The following is a 14,648-nucleotide window of genomic DNA, read 5'->3' on the forward strand; positions in this document are numbered from 1 at the left end:
GTACTGGTACTCAGCGCCAGGAGCTTCATTTTTCTATTCTCAGTACCGCTTAGACCTTAACCGAGAAGTATTGAGAAGGAAGAAGGAAGAAGGAAGAAGGATGAAGGAAGAAGGATGAAGGATGAAGGGAGATTATTATTAGTAACTCCCAACATTCATTTTAATTGTTTTTGTGGTATGTGCGCGATGCGAACCGTAAGTTTAGAGATGAAAAGAGCGCAGTCAAAGGCGCTGCATTGTTAATTTTTCATCACTATTGAGCGACTTGCCAAGCTAGTTTTGCTGCGCCTACGATGCCTGCTTGATTGCCCAATTTGGCCACCAATAACTGCAAATATTCGCGAGAACTGGGGAGTACCCGCCGCTCAATTTCGGATCGAACTGCTGGCAAGAAAAACTCTGCACCGGCACTAATTCCGCCACCGATAATAATAGCTTCCGGCGTTAAAATATAAATGAGACTTGCTAAACCGATACCGAGATATCGTCCGTAATTGTGCCAATATTCTAAAGCTTTGGCATCTCCAGACTTTGCTAAATCTGCTAATTCTAGGGGTTCTAAACCCGTTTCGCGGCGAATTGCTTGCACGGAAACGTACTGTTCCAAGGAACCGCGATTGCCACTGTTGCACTCTGGGCCATCGGGATTTATGGCAATTAATCCGAGTTCTCCGGCGGCGCCTTGATGACCTGAAAATAGTTTACCATCTAAGATAATTGCACCGCCGACTCCTGTTCCTAAAGTTAGTAAAATAAGGTTTTTAAAGTGTTTTCCTGCACCTAACCAAGCTTCTCCTAGTCCGGCACAGTTGGCATCATTTGCTAATATTGTTGGCAGTCCGGTTTTGGCTTCCAACCAGTCAGCGAGGGGGACGTTATGCCAGTTTTTGAGGTTAATTGCTACTCTGGCTATTCTGCCGGCTGCGTCTGCGGGGCCTGGTGTGCCAATGCCGATCGCCCCTACAGCATTTTCTTGTGAATTAAGTTGTAAAATAGCATCGGTGATGGCGGCTAAGACGGCTTCCGGCGTAGCGGGTTGAGGCGTTGGGACAGTTAAGGATTGGTGACAAACGCCGTCAGCGCTAAATCTGCCGAGTTTGATTGCGGTGCCGCCTAAGTCGATGCCGATTACTTGTGTCATTACGATTTGAGATTGTAGTGAGGACTTCAGTCCTCTTTCATCTTATTTGAGTGTGTGAAAATTACCGACGGATGCGGTGCTTAGCTTAATTGATCAGAATATCATGGCGATCGCCCAACTCCGCCAAAATGCTGGAGCGAGGCGAGTTCGGCTATTCAGTTTGTTCTAACGTTCTAACTGACGTTGCGCTACGTCTCGGTTGTGCAAAAATTCGTGGTAGTCTGGTTTGAGAGCAATTGCCTGGTTGAAAGATGTGATCGCCTCTTCAAACCTGCCTAAATTAAACAATGCACGACCCCGATTGTTCCAAGCCTCGTCAAAATCAGGTTGAATTTCTAAGGCTTTGTCGTAAGATGCGATCGCATCTTCCAACCTGCCTAAATTATCCAGTGCACCGCCCCGATTGTTCCAGGCGTCGTGTAAATCTGGTTTGAATTCTAAGGCTTTGTCGTAAGATGCGATCGCAGCTAAAAAATCTCCTTCTTCAAACTGCTCATTCCCTCGATAGCACCACGCATCAGCATCTAAATTAACTTCCGATTCATCCTCCGCATCCCTGCGATTCCCATCCCCAGAAAAACCCAAACCATCCCCAACAAACACCGCCTCAATCACATTCCCATACCCACCATCATCCTCAACCACCGGCAGCGGAAATCGCGTCAAAATCTCCCGCCCAAGATCCCCCGCTACCTGCGACAATTCCCCGCTACCAAATCTCCCCAACAAACCCAGCCGCTGCGCCAATTCCTGAAGCGAAACCACCGCATCCGTAGCAGCGGTGTCATCATGTTCGCCCTCAAACAATCCACTCCCAAACCGTCGCAACCAAGCGGCCAATTCACCATCTCTCAGGCGTTTTGCGATTAAGAATCCCGCGACATCCCCTCGACTCCAGCCGGCATTCACCCCTTCCAGGATTTCCATGAATTTCGACTCGTATTCCGCGTCTGTTAGGGTGGGGCGGGGCGCAGGTGGTGGCGCAGGTGGGGGTGTAGTTCCCAATAGGCGCTGGATTAGTCCTTTGAGGAATTGCCAAATTTTGTTGAGCATTTGTGGGGTTGTGATGGGTGGGGTTGTTTCTATTTTGTTCTGTTTTGCTAGCCACTCGTGAATATCGAATAAACCGGGTTTTTTCCTAATCTGTCGATGATTGCGAATAATTTTGGTAAAAACCCGGTTTATGGCCACTCGTGAATATCGAATAAACCGGGTTTTTTCCTAATCTATCGATGATTGCGAATAATTTTGGTAAAAACTCGGTTTATGGCCACTCGCTTTGTTCCTACTTTAATAGCGGATAATACAGTTCTCCAGTAGAGTTGATATAACCCGCCCGATCGCCCGCCGAGTTACCCGTCCCCATAAATACATCAACTCTGCCCGCGCCTTTAATTGCACCACCCGTATCCTGATCCAAAACATACCGATTTACGGCACTTTGTTCGAGTTTCCCCGCTGCATTGGGATAGGGCAGTTTCGTGCTAATTAATGCTAGCGCGCCGGGGGGCATTAACACTTTATCCGTTGCGATCGACCTTTCGGCAGTTACGGGCACTCCAATGCTGCCAGTAGCAGGTGCGCCGTTAGTATCTCGGAAGAACACAAAACTTTGATTCTTCGGCAAATACTTGTCCATTTCTGCCGGAAAATTGGTAAAATATTCGTTTAGTTTCGGCAATGTTAGCTGTTCTAAAGTAAACTTGCCGTCCTTAACTAATTCTCGCCCGACACCTGTATAACTCTGACTGGTTTTGCCCGCAAAACCCACTGTCATTACGCCGCCGTCTGCTAACTGCAACTTCGCCGAACCTTGGACGTGGACGAGAAATGCTTGGAAGCGATCGCGCAACCAGACCAATTCCAACCCCCGCAACAATCCTTTACTTCCCTGCAAAGCATCCGCACCTTCCAATTCCAATCTGGTTGGGTGAGGTTTCGACCAAGAACCCAAGTTTGGCGGCACTCTGTACAGGGGGTAACGGTATTCGGAATTAGGCGTGCGAGAAGCTGGGTAAGTCGGCTCGAAATAACCGGTAAATGCAACTGTACCTTTGTTGTCTTTGCCGATCGACTTATAAAACACAAATTCCCGCTTGACAGATTCCTGGAGTTCTGCTGGAGTTGTAGAACTGACAACTAATTGCCGGAATCGATCGAGCGATCGCCTAACTCGATCGCGCGTAATACCTGCTACAGGATAGCGGCTGTAAGCACTGGCGGCGGCTTGGGAGTTGAGATAACCGAGGCTGTTGTCGATCGACTTTAACAGCAATTGCTTATCCCCCGGTTTGCCATTTTCGCCCCAGATTTGAGCGTCAAAGGCGATCGACTCCAACTCACTCGGTTGTAATTGACTTACACTAATGGGTTGCAGCGCCGGAATTGCGATCGCGGGCACCGAAAATGCGATCGCCAAAATACAACAGGCGATCGCCAATAGCTGATAACGAAAAATCTTACTCAATTTCCAATCTTTCCTACTCAATTGATAACTTTCCCGATCGATCATTCATCGTATCGTTCGATGCTAGAACTAAATATCGGTTCAACGCGAATTCCGAGAATAGCGGTAGGCCGAATTACCATGTATTCGCCTTGAATATTTTTGATCGGGACATTAACAAATTCTGACGAATCTTGTTTGGGAACCAGGGTTTTATACCACTGTTGAAAATCTTGCAGGGTTGCAAAACGGATTTCTTCGCGGTGGCCGCCATCAATCAGTAGGTGGACGGAATATTCGCTGGGAGTTCTAGCCATAGGTATATTTTAGATTTTAGATTTTAAGGTTTTGGAACGATTTCATATTTTACCCGATCCTCGGCGCATTCCCTCATCTAGTCGGTTGGATTCAGGGAGAGGAGATGGGGAGGGGAAGAGTGGGAGAGTGGGAGAGTGGGAGAGTGGGAGAGTGGGAGAGTGGGAGAGTGGGAGAGTGGGAGAGTTGTATGTCATTGCGCTTCGGGAAAGCAATCGCAGAAACTTCTAGGCTACGCCGACTGAACTTTCAGGAGAATCTCAAATCCAAAATCTTAAATTGATTGACTGCGGCCCCCATTATGGCTACGCTATGGAATTAAGGCTGCTTTGCTTAGAAAGGAAGTAGCTGGCGTCGCTCAAAAATCTAGTTGCACTGTCCAAAGCTGCTGTAACAGCAATGAACAGCTAACCGCCAAACTGGGACAAGCAGTCTGGAGGCTAATGGAGAATTTTATCACTCTCTGTAGCCGCCCTGCTCTGTGTTATCGTGCGGGGCGGCTGGGTTTTTGGGTTTTCCTCGCCAGAAAAACCAAAAACTAGGAGACCATATTATGTCACAGGAATTCGTGCCTGACGACAACTTGTCCGATCGTCCAAATGACGGCTCAACAGTACCCGAACAAGAAGTCGTGCAGATCACGGTTGTCGGTTCCCCCGCAGCCGTGTCAGAAACCATCCACACGTTGTATCGACTGGGATTTGCCGCCGTTGGGGATTGGAGTCCGCCGCAGCGAGGCCCAAAGCCGGGACAAGTTATCAGTGTACTCATCAAGCGATCGTCCCGCAAACCCTAAAAATTGGATGACATACGGTAGGGAAACGGCACAAGGACTTACGCATTAAGACCAAAGAAACCGGGTTTTTTACTTAATCTGATGACTCCAACCAAGGATTTTCGTAAAAAAACCCGGTTTCTGACTATCCTTGCGCCCAGGAATAAACGATCGATCGGGCGGAATACCAGGATTCTGTATTTTACAACACGATTTGAGCGCAACACTTAAAATAGTCTGGATTTAGCGATCGACTGCACCCTTTTGCTATCAATATTTCTCCCTAGCTGGCGGTGTCTGCCAGCCGGAGTCGCGAGGTTCTGCTTCCAAAATGCTGATAATGGTGCACAATTTCAACTTAACAACAAAACTTGCACTATTTTGAGTAAGCTTTTGATGGAACAGCTCAAAAAGTCTGTTTCTAAGATTGATGCCAAACATCAAATTTATCGTTAATCCTGTCCAATTACCAATTACGAACCTATGCCCCGTCGTCAAGACTTAAAAAAGATTCTTCTCATTGGTTCCGGCCCAATTGTTATCGGCCAAGCGTGCGAATTTGATTATTCGGGGACGCAAGCTTGCAAAGCTTTGCGAGAAGAAGGTTATGAAGTTGTTCTGGTGAATTCCAACCCTGCAACGATTATGACCGATCCAGAAACTGCCGATCGCATTTACATCGAACCTCTAACACCGGGCATCCTCGAACAAATTATTGCCAAAGAAAGACCACAAGCAATTTTGCCGACAATGGGCGGTCAAACGGCGCTCAATTTAGCAGTTGCATTGGCTAAAAATGGCGTTTTAGAAAAGTACAACGTCGAGTTAATTGGTGCTAAATTGCCAGCAATTGAAATGGCAGAAGACCGACTGTTATTTAAAGAAGCGATGGCGCGAATTGGTGTCGCCGTTTGTCCTTCGGGAATTGCTAACAATCTCGAAGAAGCCAAAACAATCGGTCACCAAATCGGCAGTTATCCGTTAATTATTCGTCCTGCTTTTACAATGGGCGGTACGGGAGGCGGTATTTCTTACAATCAAGAAGAGTTTGAAGAAATGGCCCAAGGTGGTGTTGACGCGAGTCCCGTATCGCAAATCTTGATCGAACAATCTTTGATTGGTTGGAAAGAGTACGAACTGGAAGTGATGCGGGATTTGGCAGATAATGTAGTGATTATTTGTTCGATCGAGAATCTCGACCCGATGGGCGTTCACACCGGCGATTCGATTACCGTCGCACCAGCCCAAACTCTTACCGACAAAGAATATCAGCGCCTGCGGGATGCTTCGATTAAAATTATCCGCGAAATCGGAGTGGAAACTGGCGGTTCTAACATTCAATTTGCGGTGAATCCAGTTAACGGAGATTTCATTGTAATTGAAATGAACCCACGGGTTTCTCGTTCCTCTGCCTTGGCCTCGAAAGCAACCGGTTTCCCCATTGCCAAAATGGCGGCAAAATTAGCGGTAGGCTACACCTTAGACGAAATTTCCAACGATATCACCAAGAAAACTCCCGCGTCTTTTGAGCCGACAATTGACTACGTGGTGACGAAGATTCCCCGATTTGCTTTTGAAAAGTTCCCAGGTTCCGAACCGACTCTGACGACGCAAATGAAGTCAGTTGGAGAGGTAATGGCGATCGGGCGCAGCTTCAACGAATCTTTCCAAAAAGCGCTGCGGGGATTGGAAACCGGCCGCGCAGGTTTCGGGTGCGACAAACCGGAAAAATTGCCGAGTTTGGAACAAATTCGCGCCGGATTGCGGACACCAAATCCCGATCGCATTTTTACAGTCCGCCACGCGATGATGATGGGAATGTCGGTGGAAGAAGTCTTCGAGCTCACAGCAATTGACCCCTGGTTTTTGGATAAAATGCAGGAATTGTTGGAAGCAGAGAAGTTCTTGAAACGAACAACGCTCAAGCAGTTGACAAAAGAGACAATGTTTGAAGTGAAGCAGTTGGGATTTAGCGATCGCCAAATTGCTTATGCTACAAAAACATCAGAAGATGAAGTCCGCGCCTACCGCAAAAATTTGGGCGTAATACCGATTTACAAAACAGTTGATACCTGTGCCGCTGAATTTGAAGCGTTTACACCGTATTATTATTCCACCTACGAAGTGGGAGCGGCAATTTGGGAATTGGGCGATGAAGAAAAGAAGATTTCGCCCGTTGGCCACAGTCTCGCGCCGGAGTCGGAAGTTTTGCCTTCTACTAAGCGCAAAGTGATGATTCTAGGTGGTGGGCCGAACCGGATCGGACAGGGGATTGAGTTTGATTATTGTTGCTGTCACGCCTCCTATTCTCTAGGTGAGGATGGGTTTGAAACAATTATGGTCAACTCGAACCCGGAGACGGTTTCAACAGATTATGATACAAGCGATCGCCTGTATTTTGAACCGCTAACTAAAGAAGATGTTCTCAATATCATTGAGGCGGAAAATCCCGAAGGAGTAATCATTCAATTTGGCGGACAAACGCCGCTGAAATTGGCGATTCCTTTACAAAAGGCTCTCGAAAATCATCCTGACGTACAAACAAAAATCTGGGGAACTTCGCCGGATTCTATTGATGCTGCTGAAGACAGGGAGCGATTTGAAAAGATTCTGCGGGAATTGGATATTCAGCAAGCAGCTAACGGTTTGGCGCGGAGTTTTGAGGATGCTTTGATAGTAGCTGGGCGCATCGGTTATCCGGTGGTGGTGCGGCCGAGTTACGTGTTGGGCGGGCGGGGCATGGAAATTGTTTATTCCGATACAGAATTGGAACGTTACATGACTTATGCGGTGCTTGTAGAACCGGATCATCCGATTTTAATTGACAAGTTCTTGGAAAATGCGATCGAAGTGGATGTAGATGCGATCGCAGATTCTACGGGCAATGTCACCATCGGCGGTATTATGGAGCACATCGAGGAAGCGGGTATCCACTCCGGCGACTCGGCTTGTTCTATCCCTTACCAAACCCTTCCCGACGCAGCTTTAGTCACAATCCGCCGCCAGACAATCGAACTAGCAAAAGCCCTGAAAGTGATCGGGTTGATGAACATTCAATTTGCTGTACAAGGCGAACAAGTTTTCATTTTGGAAGCTAACCCGCGGGCTTCTCGTACAGTACCTTTTGTGTCAAAAGCGATCGGGGTTCCGCTGGCAAAAATGGCATCGCGAGTCATGTCAGGTCAAACTCTGGAAGCTTTAGGTTTTACTAAAGAGATTGTACCAATTCACGTTTCTGTGAAAGAGGCTGTGCTACCATTTGCTAAGTTCCCAGGAACTGATACATTGTTAGGGCCGGAAATGCGATCGACTGGCGAAGTCATGGGGATTGACACAGATTTTGGCAAAGCATTTGCCAAAGCTCAACTTGGCGCAGGCCAAGTGATGCCGTTGTCGGGAACTGTGTTGGTTTCGATGCGCGATCGGGATAAACTAGCAGTAGTACCGGTTGTCAAGGAATTCTTGGAATTGGGTTTCAAAATAGTAGCAACCCACGGCACACGGAAAGTTTTGCTAGAGCAAGGTTTAGATATAGATTTGGTATTGAAGCTGCATGAAGGGCGGCCAAATTTGTTGGATTCGATCAAGAATGAGAATATCCAACTAATTATTACCACACCTTCCGGCGAAGAATCCCGCGCCGATGGCATCTTTATCCGCCGCACAGCTTTGACTTACAAAATCCCGATTATTACGACAATAGCCGGTGCCAAAGCGACAGCAGCGGGAATTCGATCGCTCAAATCTCACCCGATGGAAGTGAAAGCAATTCAAGACTATTACCCGCAAAAGTAGGGTGATTGTAGGGTGCGAAACACTGTTTGATCGTTAGGCCATCGATCCCCCCTAGCCCCCCTTAAAAAGGGGGGGACAAGAGCGTCAAAGCCCCTTTTGTTAAGGGCGAAACCGTCCACTTTTCAAAGTCCCCCTTCTTAAGGGGGATTTAGGGGGATCGAGACTTTGCTAGAAACGTAGAGCACTGATGGCGCACCTTACTCAAACAGCGCACCACCAAAACCTAATCTGAATGAGAATCTAAAGCACCGCTAGACACCATCAACTTCGGCCAAACTAATAAGAAAAATCCCATCCAAGCTAATAAAGGAATCGCGACTAAAACAGTTATCCAAACAGTTTTTAGCAAAAACCAACTACCGGAAATCAGACTCGTGCCAGTCAAAAGAATCGACCAAGGCTGACACCACCAAGGTTTGTAATCCCAAGCACTAATAGCTTTTTTATCAGAACCAGTTTTCATATTTGCAGTAATTTTGTATAGATTGACGGACTGGCTCTCTAGAGCAAACCAATTTAAACATTCATCACCTGTTCGGCTGTCAGCGTTAATTCTGGAAAAGTCTGCGACACAATTCGATCGCTACCCTTAAATGCAGTTGTTTGATAGTTACCGTCTGCATCCAAAAGGTGGACAAATATAGTCGCAACTTTTGGCTTTCCGATGAATTTAGAGCTAGCAATTGCTAAATAATCGACAACCCAATATTCGGCAATTCCTAGACGCTGATACTCATCCAATTTATGAATATAATCGACATTCCAATTCATTGACGTTACCTCCACCGCTAACTGAATTGGTTCGCGCATAGCAGCATAGGCAGAACGGTCAGAATACCACAAATCGCGATCGATTACGCTGACATCGGGTCTCCGTCCTTGTTCGACTCCGGCTTTAGTTACAGTTCTGATAGCTGTTTTGCTTGTCACTACATAATTTAAGCTCAGGTTTTTTATTTGAGCGTGAAAAGAGTCTAAGATGCAGTTAGCAACATCAATATGATTTCTGGTTGAAAATATTTCGATAATCTCTCCGTTCACCAGTTCGTATAATCCATCTTCGGGACATTCTACAAGAAATTGGTCAAAGCTGATTTTTGCAATCATCAGACTTATCCTTACTTTGCAGGAATACTATTAGTCTATACTAGCACAGACAGGAATAAATCTGTTTTTTTGACCGCAGATGAACGCGGATGAGCGCGGATGAACAAAAGATCGTAGCGTAGCGGGGCTCCATCCATCGCCCTTCAGATATTTAACACGCTATATTTCACGGAAATGGTAAAATGCGATCGAGACGATTAGAACGTGATTAATGCTCCTAACCCATGCGGTCGATCGCTTCTTCCTTCTTCCTTCTTCCTTCTTCCTTCTTCCTTCTGCTATAAAGTAACCAACCTAAAAACCGAGCCACTCCAAGGTCAACCCCGAACCATGAGACTAGACGAAGCCGTAGAATTTGCCGAAAACCCAGAGCCGCGCTGTCCCTGCGTCCTCCTGCTGGACACATCGGGCTCCATGCAAGGCGCACCCATAGATGCCTTGAATGAGGGGCTGGAAGTTTTTAGGAATGACCTAATTAAAGACGAACTAGCTAAAAAGCGAGTCGAAGTCGCGATTATTTCCTTTGACAATAATATCAAAGTCGTGCAAGACTTCGTGACCGCCGACCAGTTCGAGACACCGCTGCTGACTGCTCAAGGACAAACCCACATGGGCGCCGGCATTCAGCTAGCACTAGATTTGATTGCCGCCCGTAAATCTGAATACCGCAACAATGGGATCACCTACTATCGCCCGTGGGTATTTATGATTACCGATGGTGAACCTCAAGGCGAATCAGATGATGTTGTGGAAATAGCAGCACAGCGCATTCAACAGGAAGAAACTAATAAGCGCGTGGCGTTTTTTGCTGTCGGAGTGGAAGGTGCTAATATCGCCCGTCTGGCGGAAATTGTCGAGCGCACGCCTGTAAAATTGAGAGGATTAGATTTTCGAGAGATGTTCATCTGGCTGTCGGCTAGTATGCAGAGAGTTTCTCACTCAAAAATTGATGAACAAGTCGCATTACCGCCGCCCGGATGGGGAACTGTTTAGTCATTTGGCAGTTGGCAGTTGGCAGTTGGCAGTTGGCAGTTGGCAGTTGGCAGTTGGCATTGGTGATTAGTCATGGGTGCGAAGTGCTTACAATGAATTGGGAGAATCTCAATTTTTCTTTAAGAGTGCTATCCCCGCTGGCTTGGTTATAGAAGCGAGCGGGGACAGCACTACTACAGAAAAATGCTTTTTACAACAATGAGATGCTCCCAATGAATTTCCATAGTTTTGAATTTACGAAGTTTGGAATACAAGAGTTATTAATGGAGAATTCATCTTTTAATTGGCAAGTTGTCGCGGCATCGGTGACTGGTACGAGCCACGAAAAACGATCGCAACCCTGTCAAGATGCCCACTGTTGGCGCGTCTTACCTAACGGTGTTTTGGTGGCAGCAGTTGCCGACGGCGCGGGCTCGGCTACACTCGCCGAAGTTGGAGCGAAAATTGCTGTGGAAGCGGTTGTGGAAACGATTTGCCAACAGGATTTGCAGCCTGAAAGTGATGACGAGTGGCACGTATTTTTAACAGCATCGCTGCAAGTCGCACGGGCGGCTGTGGAAGCAGAAGCGGCAACGCGGGAAGTGGCGGCGAGAGATTTGGCTTGCACTTTAATTGCGGTTGTTGCTACAGCGGAATTAATCGCAGTTGCTCAAATTGGTGACGGTGCGGCGGTGGCGGGTGACAGTGAGGGAAATGCGATCGCCCTTACCATACCTCCCTGCGGCGAATATATCAACGAAACTATCTTTTTGATTTCACCAAATGCGATCGAAACAGCGCAATTTCAGGTACTTCGGGAAAAACTGCGGCACTTAGCTGTGTTTTCCGATGGCTTGCAAATGCTAGCTCTCAAAATCCCCGAAGGTACCCCCCACAAGCCGTTTTTTACGCCGTTGTTTCGGTTTTCGGGCGAAGCGAAGGAAGATTCGGATGCAAAAGAGCAGTTAGAGTCGTTTTTGCGATCGCCCAGAGTCTCCGAACGCACCGATGATGACTTAACATTATTGTTGGCAACTTTTGCGAGTTCGGAGGAAAAGGAAAATTTAGAATAGATCAATTGCAAAAGCCAACATCTATCTGCGTCAATCGGCGTTGATCTGCGGTTAAAAGTTCCCGCTTCTGAATTTGGCAACAAGTCTAATTCGTTGAACCGAGCCAGCGGCGAAAATTTGGCGCGCTTCTATAATAAAATCGAGGTGTCACACAATTTTGGTTTAGTCTGTACAGTAGGTCGTCACTTGCAAGCACAAGATATTAAGGATAAGCTCAACTCCCTAATTAGCGAAGCAGCTCTCATAGATCCGAGTTTGGCGAGAAGATTGGATGAAATCAATCGCTGGGTGAAAGATGTTAAACCCGGTTCGCTAACTGCTAAGAAATTTGTGGTGGCTTTTTTGCTACAGCTTATCCGAGATTCTCAGGTTTGGCTGGCAGTTCAATCTCTACCTTCGGAAATAGAAAAACAAGCGGCGTTTGAGTTAATGACTCCGGGAGAAAGGTATTGGTACGGCTATCTATTTCCTAAATGGCTGAGTGAAAACGATCGCAAATTTTACATCTGGAAACAAAAACTCAAGGCGGGTAAATTCGATCCGGCTGACGATGGCGTCATTCGTGCGATCGCCTCCCGGATAGTCGAACGCCAAGGCAGTGTTTTGTATCGCTATGTAGCAGATCTTTCTATGGCAACCGATTCGATCGTTAGCAACCGCCAACAGCAGCCCCTCTGCATTCAAGTCACCACTCTTTCTGATGAATTTTCGGAACAAAAATATCAACAATGGCAACAAACTCTTCAAGGCTGGGGGATTGACAGAGGACTATTTTTAAGTTATGATACAAAAGATGCAAATTTCCTGAACCAGTTAGTTAACATTGCATTATATAATAGTGATAATTTGCCCGCAGGTCGTTACCTCAAATTCCCATAAATTCACCCGATCTGCTGCTGAGAATAGTTCGACTGCTAAAAACTCGGTGAACAAAAAATTTTGAATAACTCACATATTGCAGAATTCTAGACAAGGCCACAAACCTAACCCTCAGCCCGCTTCCCGCAAAAAGGAAGGCTACGCCAAGATTTTTCCTCCCATTTTCTATTTCGGGGAGGTGTATGGCAAGCTGCGGCAACAGGTACTTGATACAAATGCTAAGCAACGGGAAGATTTACCGCAGCAATCAATAGCGGTAAGGTACCCATTGCGCACCCTACGAAAGATAGAGATTTGATTTAATCGCGGTGAAGTTGTTGGAAATAAAATCAAATTACATCAACATCAATACTATGACAGTACAAGGCACAAGCACCGTTGAAAGCAACTTGCAAAAAGTCTTTGAAGAACTAGAAGCTGCCCGAAAAATGCAGGATGATTGGATGAATCATGGGGTAGATTTTGTTGATTTCTATGTGGAAGATGCTGGCGGTGATTGGTTGGAAAAGTGGGGAAAATGTGAAGAAGAATTAGAGTTGATCAAAATTAAACAGGTAGATGTTGAAGCAGTCAAAGTAGCGATCGACCTTTCGGACTTTGGGCAAACCAAACTGCTGGAAATCGCCTTGACTAGCCACTGCCATACCAGCGAGTGCGATCGCCCGCACGAGTCTCCCACTGGGCAAGAGGTGAAGCAGCAACGGCTGTCACTCCTAGGGGAAGCGATTTTCGGTGCTGTTGTTACCGATTACCTGTACCGCGAATATCCCTACCTGAACTGCGATGCTATCTCAACTTTAAAATCTCGTTTAGCAGACAATAAAAAACTGGCGGAATTTACACAAAGTTGGAAATTGAAGGAACTTAGTTGGCGGGTTAGGAGCGGGAAAGAAACAGACAAAAGCGAGTACAATATTTTTTTAGCTGAGACTTTTGAGGCTTTGTTTGGCGCGATTTACTTAGAGTTCGATCGCGATTTTTGCCGTGCGGGTAACTGGCTGATTCAAAAGTTGATTGAACCAACTCTGGGCGAACATCTCGATCTAACTCAGCAGTCGAAAGGTACGCTGGAAAATGAGCTAAAACGGCGGGAAATCCTGGGGGCGGACATTCTTGAGGCGATCGCGATCGACTATCTGTACAATCGCTTTCCCGATCGCAACAGCAGCCAGCTAACTCGTTGGAAAAATCTGTTAGGGGCTAAAGAGATTTTCCCGAAAGACTTTAAAACAAAATTAGGCAGTCATTACCTAGAATTGGAGAGCAATTTCTCGCGTACCCGCGACTGGCTGGTGGATAATTTCATCAAAACCGCAGTTGACGAACTAGAAGACGAAACAGGCGATCGACTAAAATAAAATCAACTCCTAAAAAAAATGGGAAAACAGCAATGGTTACACAACTGCAATCTCCCGAAAAATCAAAGATCATCTACCCCGACGATAACGGCGAACCGATGTCAAACAATACGGATCAGTTTCGATTAATCGTTTGGATTAAAGAAAATTTAGAATTGCTGTTTGCAGACGATCCAAATGTTTTGGTAGCAGGTGACTTGCTTTGGTATCCAGTGGAAGGGAATAATAAACTACGCCAAGCACCAGATGTGATGGCAATTTTTGGCATCCCCAAAGGATATCGAGGTTCTTACCAACAGTGGAATGAAGATAATATTGCGCCGCAAGTCGCCTTTGAAATTTGGTCGCCGGGAAATCGTCTGACTCCGATGATGCAAAAATTTCAATTTTACGAACGCTACGGTGTGGAAGAATACTATTTGTACGATCCAGAAAAATTGGAACTGATAGGATGGTTGCGGGTTGAGGGAAAATTAGAACAGATTGAACAAATGGAGGGTTGGGTAAGTCCGAGACTGGGAGTGCGGTTTCAATTATCTGAAACAGGACTCGAAATGTTCGGGCCCTCTGGAGAACCATTTATGAGTTTTGCTCAGATCGATCGACTGCGACAGCAAGCCGAGGCGCGGGCCGAACAAGAACGGCTGCGGGCTGAACAAGAACGACAGCGGGCCGAACAGGCAGAAATGCTGCTGGAACAAGAACGATCGCGATCGCAAGCTTTAGAATCAAGACTGCGAGAAATGGGAATCGATCCCGATCGATTGTAAGCACAATTGCAAAATTG

The 14,648-nt window shown here is 46.5% G+C and carries 13 protein-coding genes; 7 read left to right on the forward strand and 6 right to left on the reverse strand.

Annotated features, from left to right (window positions below):
- Positions 1-253: 253 nt before the first annotated feature.
- The 4 genes from QUB66_RS17760 to QUB66_RS17775 form a co-directional block, all read right to left on the reverse strand.
- A complete protein-coding gene (locus QUB66_RS17760; protein WP_332969022.1) occupies positions 254-1,141 on the reverse strand; it encodes an ROK family protein in 888 nt (295 codons plus the stop codon).
- Positions 1,142-1,306: 165 nt separating this feature from the next.
- A complete protein-coding gene (locus tag QUB66_RS17765) occupies positions 1,307-2,194 on the reverse strand; it encodes a tetratricopeptide repeat protein (RefSeq protein WP_265233739.1) in 888 nt (295 codons plus the stop codon).
- Between the two features lie 232 nt (positions 2,195-2,426).
- Positions 2,427-3,608, reverse strand: coding sequence for a murein transglycosylase A (gene mltA / locus QUB66_RS17770; RefSeq protein ID WP_332969020.1), 1,182 nt, complete (start codon positions 3,606-3,608; stop codon positions 2,427-2,429).
- 41 nt (positions 3,609-3,649) lie between these two features.
- Positions 3,650-3,904, reverse strand: coding sequence for a hypothetical protein (locus tag QUB66_RS17775; RefSeq protein WP_265233738.1), 255 nt, complete (start codon positions 3,902-3,904; stop codon positions 3,650-3,652).
- A 551-nt stretch (positions 3,905-4,455) separates the two neighbouring features.
- On the opposite strand from QUB66_RS17775, the gene QUB66_RS17780 reads away from it, so the two are divergent.
- Both QUB66_RS17780 and carB read left to right on the forward strand, forming a co-directional pair.
- Positions 4,456-4,698, forward strand: a complete 243-nt coding sequence (locus tag QUB66_RS17780) for a hypothetical protein (protein ID WP_332969019.1) — start codon at positions 4,456-4,458, stop codon at positions 4,696-4,698.
- 462 nt (positions 4,699-5,160) lie between these two features.
- The gene (gene carB, locus QUB66_RS17785) at positions 5,161-8,472 is read left to right on the forward strand and encodes a carbamoyl-phosphate synthase large subunit (protein ID WP_332969018.1); all 3,312 of its coding nucleotides are present in this window, start codon (positions 5,161-5,163) and stop codon (positions 8,470-8,472) included.
- Between the two features lie 223 nt (positions 8,473-8,695).
- On the opposite strand, the gene QUB66_RS17790 is transcribed toward carB, so the two are convergent.
- Together QUB66_RS17790 and QUB66_RS17795 are read right to left on the reverse strand one after the other, a co-directional pair.
- The gene (locus QUB66_RS17790) at positions 8,696-8,935 is read right to left on the reverse strand and encodes a DUF6737 family protein (protein WP_265233735.1); all 240 of its coding nucleotides are present in this window, start codon (positions 8,933-8,935) and stop codon (positions 8,696-8,698) included.
- A gap of 53 nt (positions 8,936-8,988) precedes the next feature.
- A complete protein-coding gene (locus tag QUB66_RS17795) occupies positions 8,989-9,579 on the reverse strand; it encodes a Uma2 family endonuclease (protein ID WP_265233734.1) in 591 nt (196 codons plus the stop codon).
- A 330-nt stretch (positions 9,580-9,909) separates the two neighbouring features.
- On the opposite strand from QUB66_RS17795, the gene QUB66_RS17800 reads away from it, so the two are divergent.
- The 5 genes from QUB66_RS17800 (at position 9,910) to QUB66_RS17820 (ending at position 14,631) form a co-directional block, all read left to right on the forward strand.
- The gene (locus QUB66_RS17800; protein ID WP_265233733.1) at positions 9,910-10,572 is read left to right on the forward strand and encodes a vWA domain-containing protein; all 663 of its coding nucleotides are present in this window, start codon (positions 9,910-9,912) and stop codon (positions 10,570-10,572) included.
- A 263-nt stretch (positions 10,573-10,835) separates the two neighbouring features.
- The gene (locus QUB66_RS17805) at positions 10,836-11,624 is read left to right on the forward strand and encodes a PP2C family serine/threonine-protein phosphatase (protein WP_332969017.1); all 789 of its coding nucleotides are present in this window, start codon (positions 10,836-10,838) and stop codon (positions 11,622-11,624) included.
- A 144-nt stretch (positions 11,625-11,768) separates the two neighbouring features.
- Positions 11,769-12,503, forward strand: a complete 735-nt coding sequence (locus tag QUB66_RS17810; RefSeq protein WP_332969016.1) for a hypothetical protein — start codon at positions 11,769-11,771, stop codon at positions 12,501-12,503.
- A gap of 353 nt (positions 12,504-12,856) precedes the next feature.
- Positions 12,857-13,861 (forward strand): ribonuclease III domain-containing protein, encoded by a 1,005-nt coding sequence (locus QUB66_RS17815; protein WP_265233729.1) that lies wholly within the window; start codon positions 12,857-12,859, stop codon positions 13,859-13,861.
- A gap of 32 nt (positions 13,862-13,893) precedes the next feature.
- Entirely contained in the window at positions 13,894-14,631 is a 738-nt protein-coding gene (locus QUB66_RS17820) for a Uma2 family endonuclease (protein ID WP_265233728.1), read from the forward strand.
- Positions 14,632-14,648: the final 17 nt, after the last annotated feature.

The sequence above is a fragment of the Microcoleus sp. A2-C3 genome, from assembly GCF_036706065.1.
GTDB lineage: Bacteria > Cyanobacteriota > Cyanobacteriia > Cyanobacteriales > Microcoleaceae > Microcoleus.

Bases quoted from the DNA above. Each gene is read 5' to 3' on its own strand.
- QUB66_RS17760 (WP_332969022.1), bottom strand. From the start codon at position 1,141: ATGACACAAGTAATCGGCATCGACTTAGGCGGCACCGCAATCAAACTC.
- carB (WP_332969018.1), top strand. From the start codon at position 5,161: ATGCCCCGTCGTCAAGACTTAAAAAAGATTCTTCTCATTGGTTCCGGC.
- QUB66_RS17800 (WP_265233733.1), top strand. From the start codon at position 9,910: ATGAGACTAGACGAAGCCGTAGAATTTGCCGAAAACCCAGAGCCGCGC.
- QUB66_RS17815 (WP_265233729.1), top strand. From the start codon at position 12,857: ATGACAGTACAAGGCACAAGCACCGTTGAAAGCAACTTGCAAAAAGTC.
- QUB66_RS17780 (WP_332969019.1), top strand. From the start codon at position 4,456: ATGTCACAGGAATTCGTGCCTGACGACAACTTGTCCGATCGTCCAAAT.
- QUB66_RS17775 (WP_265233738.1), bottom strand. From the start codon at position 3,904: ATGGCTAGAACTCCCAGCGAATATTCCGTCCACCTACTGATTGATGGC.
- QUB66_RS17820 (WP_265233728.1), top strand. From the start codon at position 13,894: ATGGTTACACAACTGCAATCTCCCGAAAAATCAAAGATCATCTACCCC.
- QUB66_RS17805 (WP_332969017.1), top strand. From the start codon at position 10,836: ATGGAGAATTCATCTTTTAATTGGCAAGTTGTCGCGGCATCGGTGACT.
- QUB66_RS17765 (WP_265233739.1), bottom strand. From the start codon at position 2,194: ATGCTCAACAAAATTTGGCAATTCCTCAAAGGACTAATCCAGCGCCTA.
- QUB66_RS17795 (WP_265233734.1), bottom strand. From the start codon at position 9,579: ATGATTGCAAAAATCAGCTTTGACCAATTTCTTGTAGAATGTCCCGAA.
- QUB66_RS17790 (WP_265233735.1), bottom strand. From the start codon at position 8,935: ATGAAAACTGGTTCTGATAAAAAAGCTATTAGTGCTTGGGATTACAAA.